The following is a 16,333-nucleotide window of genomic DNA, read 5'->3' as shown; positions in this document are numbered from 1 at the left end:
AACGATTCTTGGACTTGTTTCCAACAGTTGAAAGTCTGGCCAATGCCCCTGAAGATCGTTTGTTGAAGGCTTGGGAGGGATTGGGCTATTATTCTCGAGTGCGCAATATGCAGGCTGCAGCCCAGCAGATTATGACTGACTTTGGGGGGCAATTTCCAAATACCTATGAAGGAATTTCTAGTTTAAAAGGGATTGGCCCTTACACTGCGGGAGCTATTTCCAGTATCGCTTTTAATTTGCCTGAGCCAGCGGTTGATGGCAATGTCATGCGGGTTTTGGCACGCTTGTTTGAGGTTGATCATGATATCGGAGTTCCCAGCAATCGCAAAATTTTTCAGGCAATGATGGAAATCTTGATTGACCCGAAACGACCAGGTGACTTTAACCAAGCTCTGATGGATTTAGGGTCTGACATAGAGGCTCCAGTTAACCCTCGACCAGAAGAAAGCCCTGTTAAGGACTTTAGCGCAGCCTATCAGAATGGGACTATGGATGTATATCCAATCAAAGAGCCCAAGAAAAAGCCCCTCCCAATCTATCTCAAGGCTTTGGTTGTACGCAATGACCGTGGGCAATATTTACTAGAGAAAAATGAAAGCGAGAAACTGCTAGCCGGTTTTTGGCATTTCCCCTTGATCGAAGTTGATGATTTCTCAAGTGATGACGATCAGCTAGATCTCTTTTCACAAGTCAAAGAGGAAAGCAGAGCATTTGGACCAAGCCCTCAAGAAAACTTAGAGCAAGATTATGATTTAGAAGTGAATTGGTCCCAGCAAGTATTTGACCAGGTCAAGCATGTATTTAGTCATCGGAAATGGCATATTCAAATCATCGCTGGTCAAGTGACGGAAACAAAACAGTTTTCTGACAGAGAAATTCGCTGGGTTTCTCCTCAGGAGTTTTCTGATTATCCACTTGCGAAACCTCAACAAAAAATTTGGCAGGCTTATAAAACAAATCTTGAAGATGAAGGCCTACAGTAGCCATTTGTGCCTTCTTTACATTTTTTTGTTATAATAGATAAAGAAAAGGTGATAAAATGAAAAAAATATTAATTGTAGATGATGAGAAACCAATCTCAGATATTATTAAGTTTAATATGGCCAAGGAAGGTTATGAAGTTGTAACAGCCTTCAATGGTCGTGAGGCAATCGAGCTATTTGAAGCTGAGCAACCGGATATTATTATCCTCGACTTGATGCTACCTGAAATTGATGGTTTAGAAGTTGCTAAAGCTATTCGTAAGACTAGTAGCGTGCCGATTATCATGCTATCAGCTAAGGATAGCGAATTTGACAAGGTTATTGGTTTAGAGTTAGGTGCAGATGATTATGTTACAAAACCTTTCTCAAACCGTGAGTTGCAGGCTCGTGTTAAGGCCCTTCTTCGTCGTACCGATCTAGTTTCAGTAGATAACCAAGAGTCTGATGAGAAGAAGACGCAACCTTTACAAATTGGTGATTTGGAAATCGTTCCAGATGCTTACGTGGCAAAGAAATATGGTGAGGAATTAGATTTAACCCACCGTGAGTTTGAACTCTTGTATCACTTGGCGTCTCATATTGGACAAGTGATTACGCGTGAACACTTGCTTGAGACTGTATGGGGTTATGACTATTTTGGTGATGTTCGTACTGTGGACGTGACCATTAGACGCTTGCGTGAGAAAATAGAAGATACTCCAAGTCGTCCAGAGTACATTCTCACACGTCGTGGTGTTGGATACTATATGAGAAATAATGATTGAAGATATTAGACAAACTATTCTGACCAGCGATTTTATCTTTATCTTGATTTTACTGGGCTTTATCCTGGTGGTGACCTTGCTGTTACTGGAAAATCGTCGGGATAATATCCGTCTGAAGGAGATAAATCAAAAGGTTAAGGACTTGATTGCAGGTGATTATTCTCAAGTTTTGGACTTGCAAGGAAGTACAGAAATCACCAATATCACCAATAATCTGAACGATTTGTCAGAAGTTATTCGTTTGACCCAAGAAAATCTGGAACAAGAGAGTAAACGATTGAACAGTATTCTTTCTTACATGACAGATGGCGTTCTTGCGACCAATCGTCGTGGCCAGATTACTATGATCAACGATATGGCCAAGAAACAGCTCGGTGTGCAGAAAGAAGATGTTCTGAATAAAAGTATCCTTGAATTGCTTAAGATAGAAGATGAGTATGAGCTGCGTGATCTAATTACACAGATTCCTGAGTTGACGATTGACTCCCAGGATGTGAATGGGGAATACCTGAGCCTTCGTGTACGTTTTGCTCTGGTTCGTCGTGAGTCAGGTTTCATCTCTGGTTTGGTTGCCGTTTTACATGATACGACCGAGCAGGAGAAGGAAGAGCGTGAGCGAAGACTCTTTGTTTCGAACGTGAGTCACGAGTTGCGAACTCCTTTGACCAGTGTTAAATCTTATCTTGAAGCCTTGGACGAGGGAGCTCTGTATGATCCTGTTGCTCCTGATTTTATCAAGGTTTCACTCGATGAAACCAACCGTATGATGCGGATGGTGACAGATCTCTTGCATCTCTCTCGTATTGATAATGCGACCACTCAGTTAGATGTGGAATTGATTAATTTTACAGCATTCATCACCTTTATTCTCAACCGCTTTGATAAGATGAGAAGCCAGGATGACGAGAAAAAATATGAGCTTGTCAGAGATTACCCTATTAATTCAGTTTGGATCGAGATTGATACCGATAAGATGACTCAGGTGATTGATAATATTCTTAACAATGCCATTAAGTACTCACCAGATGGTGGGAAAATCACTGTCAGCATGAAAACTACTGATGACCAGATGATTTTATCCATCAAAGACCAAGGTCTAGGTATTCCAAAGCAAGATTTGCCGAAGATTTTTGACCGCTTCTACCGTGTGGATCGTGCAAGAAGCCGGGCTCAAGGTGGAACTGGTCTAGGTCTGGCGATCGCAAAAGAAATCATCAAACAACACAATGGCTTTATATGGGCCAAAAGTGAATACGGTAAGGGCTCAACCTTTACCATAGTGCTCCCTTATGATAAGGATGCCGTAAAAGAAGAAATATGGGAGGACGAAATAGAAGACTAGAATGAGTGAAAAAGGCTTTAAATACAGTATTTTAGCATCAGGTTCCAGTGGAAATTCCTTTTATCTGGAAACCCCAAAAAAGAAAATCCTAGTAGATGCAGGCCTGTCTGGTAAGAAAATTACAAGTCTGCTAGCTGAAATCAATCGCAAACCAGAAGATCTGGATGCGATTTTGATTACGCATGAGCACTCAGACCATATCCATGGAGTCGGTGTCTTGGCTCGTAAATATGGCATGGATCTTTACGCCAATGAAAAGACTTGGCAGGCTATGGAAAATAGTAAGTATCTTGGCAAGGTTGATTCTTCGCAAAAGCATATCTTTGAAATGGGCAAAACCAAAACCTTTGGTGATATCGATATTGAGAGTTTTGGTGTTAGCCATGATGCGGCAGCACCACAGTTTTACCGATTTATGAAAGACGACAAGAGCTTCGTTATGCTGACCGATACAGGTTATGTAAGTGACCGTATGGCAGGAATTGTCGAGAATGCGGACGGCTACCTCATCGAGTCCAACCACGATGTGGAGATTTTGCGAGCAGGATCTTACGCTTGGCGTCTCAAACAGCGAATCCTGTCGGATCTCGGTCACCTCTCTAACGAAGACGGTGCTGAAGCCATGATTCGTGCAATGGGAAATCGAACCAAGAAAATTTATCTTGGTCACTTGTCCAAAGAGAACAATATCAAGGAGCTGGCTCACATGACCATGGTCAACCAGCTAGCCCAAGCGGATTTGGGAGTCGGAGTAGACTTTAAAGTTTACGATACCTCACCAGATACTGCAACACCATTGACAGATATATAAAAAAGAAGGCGAGTGCCTTCTTTTGTTGTTTTTTTACAATCCAGCAAAGTCCTTGATTTCTTGAGCTGACATAGAAGAGTCGCAACGGACCTTAATCTCTCCATTTTCAACATGAACAAATCCTGGTACAGTTGGGATTTCATAGCGTGAACGGAAATCTTGTAAAGCTTCTAGTTGGCTTGGTTCTTCACTATTGATGAAATAGATGTGTGCTTTGGTTTCAGCTACCACACCAGCCAAAGTGCCAGCAAATTTACGGCAGTAAGGGCAAGTTTTGCGACCGATAAAGAATGTAGCAGTTTCTTTTTTATCAAGAGCTTCTTGCGCACGCGCAACAGTTGTCACTTCAAGATCTTTAATGTTTTCTAAAAATTGTTCCATGAGTTTTCCTCGCTTTCTTTTAAATCTAGTATGCCATAAAGTTTTTAAAAATGCTTAGATTTGATACGAAAAAAGATGAGATCAGTTGATCTCATCTTTTAATTGTTTATTTTACAAAGGCATTGATTTCAGCTTCGATATTAGCAATCTTAGATTGTGAATCTTCGTTGCTTTCTCCAACAACAGCAATGTAGAACTTGATTTTTGGTTCAGTACCGGAAGGACGAACTGCAATCCATGAACCGTCAGCAAGCGTGTATTTCAACACATCACTTGGAGGAGTTGTCAAGTTTGTAACAGTACCGTCAGCAGCAGTGGATGTTTGTGCTTTAAAGTCTTCTACGACTGTAATAGCTGTTGCGTTCCATTCTTTAGGCCCGTTTTCACGGAATTTCGCCATGATCGCTTTGATTTGCTCAGCACCATCGACACCTGAAAGGGTAACAGATATTGTCTTTTCTGCGTAGTAGCCGTATTCTTTGTAGATTTCTTCGATACCGTCAGCAAGAGTCAAACCACGAGAGCGGTAGTAGGCAGCAAGTTCAGCAACGACAAGGACAGCTTGGATAGCATCTTTATCACGTACGAATGGTTTAATCAAGTAACCGAAGCTTTCTTCAAATCCCATCATGTAAGTGTGATTGTGTTTTTCTTCAAATTCTTGAATCTTTTCAGCAATAAATTTAAAACCGGTCAAGACGTTGAACATAGTCGCGCCGTAGCTTTCAGCAATCTTCGTTACCAAGTCAGTTGATACGATAGATTTGCAAAGGGCTGCATTTTCTGGAAGAGTGCCAGCATTTTTGTGAGCTTCCAAGATGTACTTAGCCATGATAGCACCGATTTGGTTCCCTGAAAGGTTGAGGTAGCTACCGTCTTTTTGAAGAACTTCAACACCAACACGGTCAGCGTCAGGGTCAGTTGCGACAAGAACATCAGCACCTACTTGGCGACCAAGTTCTTCAGCAAGAGCAAAGGCTGCTTGGCTTTCTGGGTTTGGTGATTTTACAGTTGAGAAGTCAGGGTCTGGAGTTGCTTGAGCTTCAACGACCTGAACAGAGTCAAATCCTGCTTGAGCAAGAGCGCGACGAGCCAACATTTCACCAGTACCATGGAGTGGAGTGTAGACAATTTTCATGTCTTTACCGAATTCTTCAATCAAGGTTGGGTTGATGTTTACGTCTTTAACTTCTTTAAGGTATTCTGCATCAACAGCTTCGCCGATAACTTCAATCAAGCCAGAAGCTTTTTCAGCTTCGACATCAGCAACTTCCACAGCGAATGGATTTTCGATAGCACGAATATAAGTAGTCAAAGCGTCTGCATCGTGTGGAGGCATTTGTCCACCGTCTTCTCCGTAAACCTTGTAACCGTTAAATGGAGCAGGGTTGTGACTGGCAGTAATCATGATACCTGCGAAACAGTTGAGGTGACGAACTGCAAATGAGAGTTCTGGAGTTGGACGGAGGCTTTCAAATACGTAAGATTTGATACCATGTTTTGCAAGAACTGCCGCAGATTCAAAGGCAAACTCAGGTGAGAAGTGACGGCTATCGTAGGCAATTGCTACACCACGTTCTTTTTCGTTTCCACCTTTTGACTCAATCAAACGAGCCAAACCCTCAGTTGCTTGACGAACAACATAGATATTGATACGGTTTGTACCAGCACCGATCAAACCACGCATACCTGCAGTACCAAATTCAAGATTTGTATAGAAGGCATCTTCCTTTGTTTTTTCGTCCATATTTTCCAAATCTTGACGAAGGTAGTCTGGAAGGTCAGCAAAATCGACCCATTTTTGATAATTTTCTTGGTAAGTCATAGAGTGTCTCCTTTGTTTATTGCTTTAATCGCTTTCATTATATCACGATTTGACATTTTAGTAAAACGTTAGCATAACTTAAAATGTAGGAAATTTACTTATGCACTTTAGCGGGAAAATGGTGGGAACTGTGCTTACTTATACTAAGTTAGCGATGAAAATTAATTATTAGATACTTTATAACATGAAAGTTTATAATTGATTTTGTAGGTTTGTTGAAGAAAAAAATCAAAAATATTGTTATATTCTATTCTTTTTATAAAGAATCCTTTAATGTATCAAATGAACAGATAGAAAAATTTAAGTTAAAACTCTATAAATTTAAGATATTTTGAAAATATCTGGTTTCTGTTTTGATTTTTATTCTGCGTATGGTAAAATATAGTAAATCATTAAAGGAGAATCCATTATGAAAAAAATTCTTAAGCATTCTGCCTTGCTTTTATCAGCTTTAGCACTGGTTGCCTGTGGAGCTCAAAAAAAAGCAAGCGACAATGGTACAGCTTCAAACTCTAATTTTGAGGTTTCTGTAAAAGACGGTATGTATGTATTGCCTAAAGATGAGGATTCATCATCAACATACCTTGCACTTCAAGTCGAAATCAAGAACAATCGTGATAAACAGTTTAGTTTTACTAGCCAAGATATCACGCTATACAATGAAAAGGATGAAAAATTACAACCAATTCAAGTTTATGAAAGCGACAGTAAAACTAAATTTATGTCATATGGTGACAGTCTTTCTAAAGGAAAGAGCGTTGCTGGTTATGTAGTGTATGAAGTAGACAAGAATGCTAAGTATGAACTTCACTTCGCGCCTAGCTTTTACGATGACATCAAAGAAAATTCTAAAAAGAATAACGATGTAGCAATCAAGGTGGATCCAAGTCAGTATGAAGACAATATTGATGAAGCAAAAGATGTAATGAAAAAATATGTTGATGCTGTTTACCTTAATGGGGAAAGCTCTGGTGGTGGAACGAACCTAAGTGCTACTGACAAAAAGTCGCAAGTTGTAGCACTTGCTGATGATAAAAAATCTTCTGATAATAGTGCTGAATTCACAAACGATGCGAAAGCTGATAAAGAAGAGTTTATCAAGAAATTTACAGAGTCATTCGGAAAAGGTTTCTATAACTACAAACCGTCTGATTCAGAACTTAGAACATTCGCAGATGCTTACATCAAAGCAAATGCTAAGAGAGCAAAAGTTGATTACAAGGTGAAGACATACTTGCCAGACTATGCTGTTGTTTATGTTCGACCAGAAACAATCGACTTGGATAACTTGAATGTTTATGAATTGAGCCGTAAGTTCTATGAAGAAAACAAAGGTAAATATAGCAACTACTCAGAAGCTATGAAAGCTGGTGAGAAATACATTTTGGAAAATGCACCGAGTCAATTTGATTCAACTCCACTAGACACTAGTGATAACATGAAGAAAGAGGGTTATGAAATTAAAATGACTAAGAAAGATGGAAAATGGACCATCGATACCTCTTCTAAAAACTATGAATTGAAAGATATGGCTCGCACATTCCGTGGAGGCATTGGATACTAAGATGAAAGGTTCGAGTTTATGACTCGAACTTTTTTCGTTGCAATTGTGCAAAAGAGAAAAAGATAGTAAAATAGAGATATGATTATTCTACAAGCCAATAAAATTGAACGCTCTTTTGCAGGAGAGGTTCTTTTTGATAATATTAATCTGCAGGTTGATGAACGTGATCGGATTGCCCTCGTTGGGAAAAATGGTGCGGGTAAGTCTACTCTTTTGAAGATTTTGGTTGGAGAAGAGGAGCCAACTAGTGGAGAAATCAATAAGAAAAAAGATATCTCTCTGTCTTACCTAGCCCAAGATAGCCGTTTTGAGTCTGAAAATACCATTTATGATGAAATGCTTCACGTCTTTGATGACTTGCGTCGGGCAGAGACACAACTGCGTCAGATGGAGTTGGAGATGGGTGAAAAGTCTGGTGAAGATTTAGATAAACTGATGGCGGATTATGATCGTTTATCAGAGAATTTCCGCCAGGCTGGTGGCTTTACCTACGAAGCTGATATCCGCGCTATCTTGAATGGTTTCAAGTTTGACGAGTCTATGTGGCAGATGAAAATTGCTGAGCTTTCAGGTGGTCAAAATACTCGGCTTGCTCTGGCCAAAATGCTCCTTGAAAAACCAAATCTCTTGGTCTTGGACGAGCCGACCAACCACTTGGATATTGAAACCATTGCCTGGTTGGAAAATTACCTAGTCAACTACAGTGGCGCTCTCATCATTGTTAGTCACGACCGTTATTTCTTGGACAAGGTTGCAACAATTACGCTCGATTTGACCAAGCATTCTTTGGATCGCTATGTGGGGAATTACTCTCGTTTTGTTGAACAAAAAGAGCAAAAACTAGCAACTGAGGCAAAAAACTATGAGAAACAGCAGAAGGAAATCGCTGCTCTGGAAGATTTTGTTAATCGCAATCTAGTAAGAGCTTCGACAACCAAACGTGCCCAATCGCGCCGTAAACAACTGGAAAAAATGGAGCGATTGGATAAACCTGAAGCTGGGAAGAAATCAGCTAATATGACCTTCCAGGCTGAAAAAACATCTGGTAATGTTGTCCTAACAGTTGAAAATGCAGCCATTGGTTATGATGGAGAAATACTCTCTGAGCCAATCAATCTGGACCTTCGTAAAATGAATGCTGTTGCCATCGTTGGACCAAACGGCATCGGGAAGTCAACCTTTATCAAGTCTATTGTGGATCAGATTCCCTTTATCAAAGGAGAGAAGCGTTTTGGTGCCAATGTTGAGGTTGGATACTATGATCAGACTCAAAGTAAGCTAACACCAAGTAATACTGTTCTAGATGAACTTTGGAATGATTTTAAACTGACACCAGAAGTTGAAATCCGCAACCGCCTTGGTGCCTTCCTTTTCTCAGGAGATGATGTTAAAAAATCAGTTGGCATGCTGTCAGGTGGTGAACGAGCTCGTCTGTTGCTTGCCAAACTTTCAATGGAAAACAATAACTTCTTGATTCTGGATGAGCCAACCAACCACTTGGATATTGATAGCAAGGAAGTGTTGGAAAATGCCTTGATTGACTTTGACGGAACCTTGTTGTTTGTTAGTCACGACCGTTACTTTATCAATCGTGTAGCCACTCATGTACTGGAATTGTCTGAGAGTGGTTCAACCCTCTATCTAGGAGATTATGACTACTATGTTGAAAAGAAAGCAGAAGTTGAAATGGCTCAGGCTGAGGAAGATTTAACTAGCAATCAAGCAAAAGAAGCAAGCCCAGTCAATGACTACCAAGCTCAGAAAGAAAGTCAGAAAGAAGCCCGTAAGCTCATGCGCCAAATAGAGAGTTTAGAGGCTGAAATCGAAGAGTTAGAAACTCAAAGCCAAGCCATTTCTGAAAAAATGCTGGAAACCAATGATGCTGAAAAGCTCATGGAATTGCAGACTGAACTGGACAAAATTAGCCATCGTCAGGAAGAAGCCATGCTTGAGTGGGAAGAATTATCAGAGCAGGTGTAAAGATGAAACATCTAGGAAAGGTATTTCGTGAATTTCGAACAAGTGGAAAGTATTCCTTAAAAGAGGCGGCAGGTGAATCATGTTCAACCTCTCAGCTATCTCGCTTCGAGCTTGGGGAGTCTGATCTAGCAGTTTCTCGTTTCTTTGAGATTTTGGATAATATTCATGTGACTATTGAAAATTTCATGGACAAGGCTAGAGATTTTCAAAATCATGAACATGTTGCCTTGATGGCACAGATTATTCCGCTTTACTACTCAAATGATATTGCAGGTTTTCAAAAGCTTCAAAAGGAACAGCTTGAGAAAGCAAAGAGTTCGACCAATCCCCTCTATTTTGAACTGAATTGGATTCTGCTACAAGGTCTGATTTGTCAAAGAGATGCTCGTTACACGATGAGTCAGAGTGATTTGGAAAAGGTAGCAGATTATCTTTTTCAAACAGAAGAATGGACTATGTATGAGTTGATTCTTTTCGGTAATCTCTATACTTTCTACAATGTGGACTATGTAGCTTGGATTGGCAGAGAAGTGATGGAGAGGGAAGACTACTACAAGGAAATTGGTCGTCATCGAAAACTTGTTTTGATTTTAGCTCTTAACTGTTACCAGCATTGTTTGGAAAATCGATCCTTTGCGGATGCGGACTATTTTGAGGGCTATGTGGAGAAGTTGATTGGAAATGGTATCAAGCTTTATGAGCGCAATATCTTCCATTATCTCAAAGGTTTCGCCCTCTACCAGAGAGACTTGAAAGAAGAGGGTTGTAGTCAGATGCAGGAGGCTATGCATATTTTTGATTTGCTTGGACTTCCAGAGCAAGTGGCTTACTATCAGGAACATTATGAAAAATTTGTAAATGCTTAAATTTCCCAAATAAGGGAAAAATAAAGAGACTCCTTTCAGTTTTGATACAATAGTTTCAAAATTTGAGAGGAGCTTTTTATATGAATCGACATGCAATCCAGTTGATTAGTCGTGGGGCTATTAATAAAATAGGGAATATGCTCTATGATTATGGAAACAGTGTTTGGTTGGCGTCAATGGGAACGATAGGACAGACTGTTCTTGGGATTTATCAGATTTCTGAACTCGTCACATCAATTCTAGTCAATCCCTTTGGTGGAGTGATTTCAGACCGCTTTTCGCGTCGCAAAATTTTGATGACGACGGACTTGATTTGTGGCATTCTTTGCTTAGCTATTTCTTTCATCAGAAATGATAGCTTGATGATTGCTGCCTTGATTTTTGCCAATATTGTTCAGGCGGTTGCCTTTGCATTTTCTCGTACAGCCAATAAAGCCATTATAACTGATGTTGTAGAGAAAGACGAGATTGTGACCTATAATGCTCGCTTAGAGCTCGTTTTGCAGGTTGTAGGTGTTAGCTCCCCTGTACTTTCTTTCCTCGTTTTACAATTTGCCAGTCTCCATATGACGCTTGTTTTAGATGCCATTAGTTTTTTCATCGCATTTACCTTAGTAGCTTTTCTACCCAAAAAAGAGACTCAGTTACAAGAGAAAAAGACTTTCAGCTGGAAAAATATTTTTGCTGATATGAGGGAAGGACTTGGCTATATCTGGCACCAGAAAGAGATCTTTTTCCTTTTGGTAGTAGCTTCGAGTGTTAATTTCTTTTTTGCAGCTTTTGAATTTCTCCTCCCTTTTTCAAATCGACTATACGGGGTAGAAGGAGCTTATGCAACTATTTTGACTATGGGCGCTATTGGTTCGATTATCGGAGCTCTTCTAGCTAGCAAAATAAAGGCAGGTGTTTATAATCTTTTGATTCTATTGGCCTTGACTGGAGTTGGGGTTTTTATGATGGGGTTACCATTGCCAACTTTTCTTTCCTTTTCTGGAAATTTAGTTTGTGAACTGTTTATGACGATATTTAATATTCACTTTTTTACTCAGGTGCAAACAAAGGTTGAGGGGGAATACTTGGGAAGAGTACTAAGCACCATTTTTACCTTAGCCATCCTATTTATGCCGATTGCAAAAGGCTTTATGACGGTGCTACCAAGTGTCCATCTCTCTTCTTTTCTGATAATTGGAAGCGGTGTCATCGTCTTGTCTTGTTTATCCCTCGTTTATGTGCGAAGTCATTTTAAAAAAGAGTTATAATTTCTTTTTTTAAGAAAATATTACACTACAAACCATTTTTCAGTCCTTCTCTATTGTGAGGAGGGCTTGCTTTGTGGTAAAATGGGATTATGAATGAAAGAATGAATGAGTTAGTTGCCTTACTTAACTGCTATGCGACCGAGTACTATACGAGTGACAATCCCTCGGTTTCAGATAGCGAGTATGATCGCCTCTACCGAGAGTTGGTCGAATTGGAAGCCGCCTATCCGGATCAAGTTTTAGCGGACAGTCCGACCCATCGTGTTGGTGGTAAGGTTTTAGATGGTTTTGAAAAATACAGTCATCAGTATCCTCTATACAGTTTGCAGGATGCTTTTTCACGTGAAGAGTTAGAAGCTTTTGATGCGCGTGTTCGAAAGGAATTACCCCACCCGACCTATATTTGTGAGCTGAAAATCGATGGTTTGTCTATCTCGCTGACGTATGAAAAGGGGATTTTGGTTGTCGGTGCCACTCGTGGTGATGGTTCTATTGGAGAGAATATCACTGAAAATCTCAAGCGTGTCAAGGACATTCCTTTGACCTTGCCAGAAGAACTTGATATCACTGTTCGTGGAGAGTGTTACATGCCACGCGCTTCATTTGACCAGGTCAACCAAGCTCGCCAAGAAAATGGAGAGCCTGAATTTGCTAATCCTCGTAACGCAGCTGCAGGAACCCTCCGTCAGCTGGATACAGCAGTAGTGGCCAAACGCAATCTTGCGACTTTCCTCTATCAAGAAGCCAGCCCTTCTACTCGTGATAGTCAAGAAAAAGTCTTGGAGCATCTTGAACAGCTTGGTTTTGTAGTTAATCCTAAACGAATATTGGCTAAAAGTATAGATGAGATATGGGATTTCATCCAAGAAGTAGGACAAGAACGGGAGAAACTTCCTTACGATATTGATGGAGTGGTCATCAAGGTCAACGACCTAGCAGGTCAAGAAGAACTCGGCTTTACTGTTAAAGCGCCCAAGTGGGCAATCGCCTATAAATTTCCCGCTGAAGAAAAAGAAGCCCAGCTCCTTTCAGTTGACTGGACAGTAGGTCGTACGGGTGTTGTGACTCCGACTGCCAATCTAACACCTGTTCAGCTTGCTGGGACAACTGTTAGCCGTGCAACATTGCATAATGTAGATTATATCGCTGAAAAGGATATCCGAAAAGATGATACGGTAATCGTTTATAAGGCTGGAGATATCATCCCTGCTGTTTTGCGTGTTGTAGAGTCTAAACGTGTTTCTGAAGAAAAACTAGATATTCCGACTAACTGTCCGAGCTGTGACAGTCAGTTGCTTCATTTTGAAGATGAAGTGGCTCTTCGTTGTATCAATCCTCGTTGTCCTGCTCAAATCATGGAAGGCTTGATTCACTTTACCTCTCGAGACGCCATGAATATTACAGGACTTGGTCCATCTATTGTTGAAAAGCTTTTTGCTGCCAATTTAGTCAAGGATGTGGCAGATATTTACCGTTTGAAAGAAGATGATTTCCTCCTTTTAGAAGGTGTCAAGGAAAAGTCTGCTTCTAAACTGTATCAGGCCATTCAAGCATCCAAGGAAAACTCTGCTGAAAAGCTCTTGTTTGGTCTGGGAATTCGCCATGTCGGAAGCAAGGCTAGCCAACTCTTGCTCCAACATTTCCACTCTATTGAAAATCTAGCCCAAGCTGATCCTGAGGAAGTAGCAAGTATCGAGAGCTTGGGTAGTGTGATTGCACAAAGACTTCAGACTTATTTTGCTACAGAAGGGTCGAATATTCTCTTAGACGAGTTGAAAGAAGCTGGAGTCAATCTGGACTACAAAGGACAGACAGTAGTAGCGGATGCGGCCTTGTCAGGTTTGACCGTTGTATTAACTGGAAAATTGGAACGTCTCACACGCTCAGAAGCCAAAAATAAACTCGAAAGTCTAGGTGCCAAAGTCACAGGCAGTGTATCTAAGAAAACGAATCTTGTCGTAGCAGGAGCAGATGCAGGAAGCAAGCTCCAAAAAGCACAAGAACTTGGTATCGAAGTTCGAGATGAGGCCTGGCTAGAAAGTTTGTAAAGAATAGTTGAAAAATAGATGTTAGATAGTCTGGAACTATCTCTCCTGATGTGTTTTTATATCTATTAAAGCTATTCTATATTGTGCTGAAATTCCCGTTAAATTCTTCAGCATGACTTAAAAATTAAAATTAGGAATTAGGAAAAGAAATGTATAGATACCCTGTAGTCATCCATTTTCACCGAAAAAATGGGGATTATGATGCTTGTTCATTCAGTAGAAAACAAGCAGATGTTAAAGAAAATTTGTATTATGAAAATGATTATTTTGGAGCAAAATTCTCCTTTACAGTTACAAGTGCAGAAATGCTCGATACTTTGACCTTTTCTGTCGAAATTGATGGAAAAACAAAAGACTATCTCCTACGGTTTAACTATTATCCACTGTTGACTGAGGTTTGGATATTAGATGGTGATGAGACGGTTTATTATTCTGAAAATCCAGCTATTGCAAGTCCTTGCTATAAAGATCGAAACCCGTTTGCTTTTGATAAAGCCTTTCACAGTGAAAGTTTCGATCATCATTGGGGATATCAAGGAGAGTTAGGTTATAGTATCTCAGACTACCAGACAAGCTTTAAACTCTGGGCTCCAACCGCTACAGCAGTCCAAGTGGTCGTTTATGAAAATACAAGTAACGACGCGCCGATTTGGAAAACCTTTAATCTAAAGCGAGGGAATAGCTATTCATACAGTCATAAATACAATACCATTGGTGTTTGGAGTGTAGACCTGGATGAAAATCTTGCAGGTAAAGCCTATCAGTATCAGATTGAGTTTCCGCACCACCAGACCTTGACACGAGACCCATACACTATCGCTACAAGTCCTGATGGAAAACGTTCCGTAATCCTCTCTCAGCAAGATAGACAAGTAGAAGGATTTAAAGTCAAACATGGGACAGACGCTCCTTGGCGTTTGGAAAACCCATGTAAAGCCGTTATCTGTGAGATGCACATTCGTGATTTTACAAAATCACCGACATCTGGAGTTCCAGAAAATCTTCGAGGGACCTTCCTTGGGGCTGCCCAGACTGGAACGGTTAACCAGTATGGTCAAGCAACTGCCTTTGACTATATCAAAGAACTCGGCTGTAATTATGTTCAGCTTCAACCAATCTTTGATCGCCATAAGGAATATGATGAGGATGGAAATGTAACCTATAACTGGGGCTATGATCCTCAAAACTACAATGCACCAGAACCAAGTTTCTCTAGCAATCCAGATGATCCTGGACAGGTTATTCGAGACCTCAAGACCATGATTCAGGCATATCATGATGCGGGAATCGGTGTCATTATGGATGTCGTTTACAACCATACCTTTTCAACGGTCGATGCACCTTTCCAAACAACCGTTCCTGATTATTACTATCGTATGAATCCAGATGGAACCTTCCAAAACGGTACAGGTGTAGGAAATGAAACCGCAAGCGAACACGAAATGTACCGCAAGTATATGATTGACTCACTCCTTTATTGGGTGAAAGAATACAATATTGACGGTTTCCGTTTTGACTTGATGGGAATTCACGATGTCAAAACCATGCAGGCGATTCGTTGGGCACTTGATGAAGTTGATCCTCGTATTATCACTTATGGAGAAGGTTGGGATATGGGGACCGGCCTTGCACCTTATGATAAGGCCAAAAAGGACAATGCCTACCAGATGCCAAATATCGGATTCTTCAACGATGATCAGCGTGATGCGATTAAAGGAGGAGAAGTTTATGGTGCAATCAAGTCAGGATTTGTCAGCGGTGCAGCCACCGAACCTATCGTAGCCAAGGCTATTCTTGGTAGCCGAGAGTTGGGCTCTTATCTGAGTCCAAACCAGGTTCTCAACTATGTTGAAGCCCATGACAATTACAATCTTCATGACCTGCTGGCGACGCTTCATCCTGATCAAAGTTCTGACCAGATTATGCGCAAGGTTGAGACAGCGACAGCAATGAACCTGCTCATGCAAGGAATGTCCTTTATGGAAATTGGCCAAGAATTTGGTCGAACCAAACTCCTTGCTACTGGAGAAAATGGCGAGCTGACTGCGGCAGATAGAGAACGGGCCATGAACAGCTACAATGCTCCAGATAGTGTCAACCAGGTCAACTGGGATTTAATCAATGAGAGACAAGAGAGCATTGACTTTATTCGTCAGATTATTCGCCTAAAAACACAAACGCGTGCTTTCTCCTATCCTACATACGAAGAAGTTTATCGCCATGTCTTCGTCCATACAGCTGCTGAAAATAGTGGGTGGATTGTTTACGAAATTCACGGCGGATCAGAGCACTTATTGGTGGTATTCAATGCCAAGGGAACTTCCTTCTACTTTGAAAATGCAGGAAATCTAGAAATGCTTGTGACAAATAGTCGTTCTCAAGAGTCTAATGTGATTGATGATATCAGCGTTGCAGTCTTGAAGGTACTTTCATAGTAAATGCTACAAAAAGGTTTAGTTAAAACTAGACCTTTTTTGATTTTTATTGAAAAACCAATATCTAATAGGAAT

At 40.6% G+C, this 16,333-nt stretch carries 12 protein-coding genes; 10 read left to right on the top strand and 2 right to left on the bottom strand.

Annotated elements, in window-relative coordinates; translation table 11 throughout:
* The 4 genes from O3622_RS02045 to O3622_RS02030 form a co-directional block, all read left to right on the top strand.
* The coding region (locus tag O3622_RS02045) for an A/G-specific adenine glycosylase (protein WP_371606946.1) at positions 1–983 on the top strand (983 nt) is incomplete at its 5' end.
* 56 nt (positions 984–1,039) lie between these two features.
* A complete protein-coding gene (yycF, locus tag O3622_RS02040; RefSeq protein ID WP_000722056.1) occupies positions 1,040–1,747 on the top strand; it encodes a response regulator YycF in 708 nt (235 codons plus the stop codon).
* Positions 1,740–3,089, top strand: coding sequence for a cell wall metabolism sensor histidine kinase VicK (gene vicK / locus O3622_RS02035; protein ID WP_000568720.1), 1,350 nt, complete (start codon positions 1,740–1,742; stop codon positions 3,087–3,089). The genes yycF and vicK overlap by 8 nt, the downstream gene beginning before the upstream one ends.
* Before the next feature lies 1 nt (position 3,090).
* Positions 3,091–3,900 (top strand): MBL fold metallo-hydrolase, encoded by an 810-nt coding sequence (locus tag O3622_RS02030; RefSeq protein ID WP_001290607.1) that lies wholly within the window; start codon positions 3,091–3,093, stop codon positions 3,898–3,900.
* A gap of 33 nt (positions 3,901–3,933) precedes the next feature.
* On the opposite strand, the gene O3622_RS02025 is transcribed toward O3622_RS02030, so the two are convergent.
* Positions 3,934–4,281, bottom strand: a complete 348-nt coding sequence (locus O3622_RS02025; RefSeq protein WP_195184290.1) for a thioredoxin — start codon at positions 4,279–4,281, stop codon at positions 3,934–3,936.
* Positions 4,282–4,387: 106 nt separating this feature from the next.
* Positions 4,388–6,106 (bottom strand): phospho-sugar mutase, encoded by a 1,719-nt coding sequence (locus O3622_RS02020; RefSeq protein WP_371606945.1) that lies wholly within the window; start codon positions 6,104–6,106, stop codon positions 4,388–4,390.
* Between the two features lie 409 nt (positions 6,107–6,515).
* Here O3622_RS02020 and O3622_RS02015 point away from each other — a divergent pair, with 409 nt between their 5' ends.
* The 6 genes from O3622_RS02015 to pulA all read left to right on the top strand — a co-directional run bounded on the left by O3622_RS02015 (position 6,516) and on the right by pulA (position 16,258).
* Positions 6,516–7,670, top strand: a complete 1,155-nt coding sequence (locus tag O3622_RS02015; RefSeq protein WP_000722099.1) for a DUF4352 domain-containing protein — start codon at positions 6,516–6,518, stop codon at positions 7,668–7,670.
* A gap of 78 nt (positions 7,671–7,748) precedes the next feature.
* Positions 7,749–9,650 carry an ABC-F family ATP-binding cassette domain-containing protein gene (locus tag O3622_RS02010; RefSeq protein WP_371606944.1) on the top strand — a complete coding sequence of 634 codons (1,902 nt, stop codon included), beginning with the start codon at positions 7,749–7,751 and terminating at the stop codon, positions 9,648–9,650.
* Between the two features lie 2 nt (positions 9,651–9,652).
* The gene (locus tag O3622_RS02005; RefSeq protein WP_247929714.1) at positions 9,653–10,516 is read left to right on the top strand and encodes a MutR family transcriptional regulator; all 864 of its coding nucleotides are present in this window, start codon (positions 9,653–9,655) and stop codon (positions 10,514–10,516) included.
* An 80-nt stretch (positions 10,517–10,596) separates the two neighbouring features.
* Positions 10,597–11,775 (top strand): MFS transporter, encoded by a 1,179-nt coding sequence (locus O3622_RS02000; protein ID WP_180833253.1) that lies wholly within the window; start codon positions 10,597–10,599, stop codon positions 11,773–11,775.
* 89 nt (positions 11,776–11,864) lie between these two features.
* Positions 11,865–13,823, top strand: coding sequence for an NAD-dependent DNA ligase LigA (ligA, locus tag O3622_RS01995; RefSeq protein WP_247929713.1), 1,959 nt, complete (start codon positions 11,865–11,867; stop codon positions 13,821–13,823).
* A gap of 149 nt (positions 13,824–13,972) precedes the next feature.
* Positions 13,973–16,258 (top strand): type I pullulanase, encoded by a 2,286-nt coding sequence (gene pulA / locus O3622_RS01990; protein ID WP_247929712.1) that lies wholly within the window; start codon positions 13,973–13,975, stop codon positions 16,256–16,258.
* Positions 16,259–16,333: the final 75 nt, after the last annotated feature.

Source organism: Streptococcus sp. 27098_8_51 (assembly GCF_041432205.1).
In the GTDB taxonomy this organism is placed as follows: domain Bacteria; phylum Bacillota; class Bacilli; order Lactobacillales; family Streptococcaceae; genus Streptococcus.
Note: the sequence above shows the minus strand (reverse complement) of the source record. Positions and strands in the feature narration are given on the sequence as shown.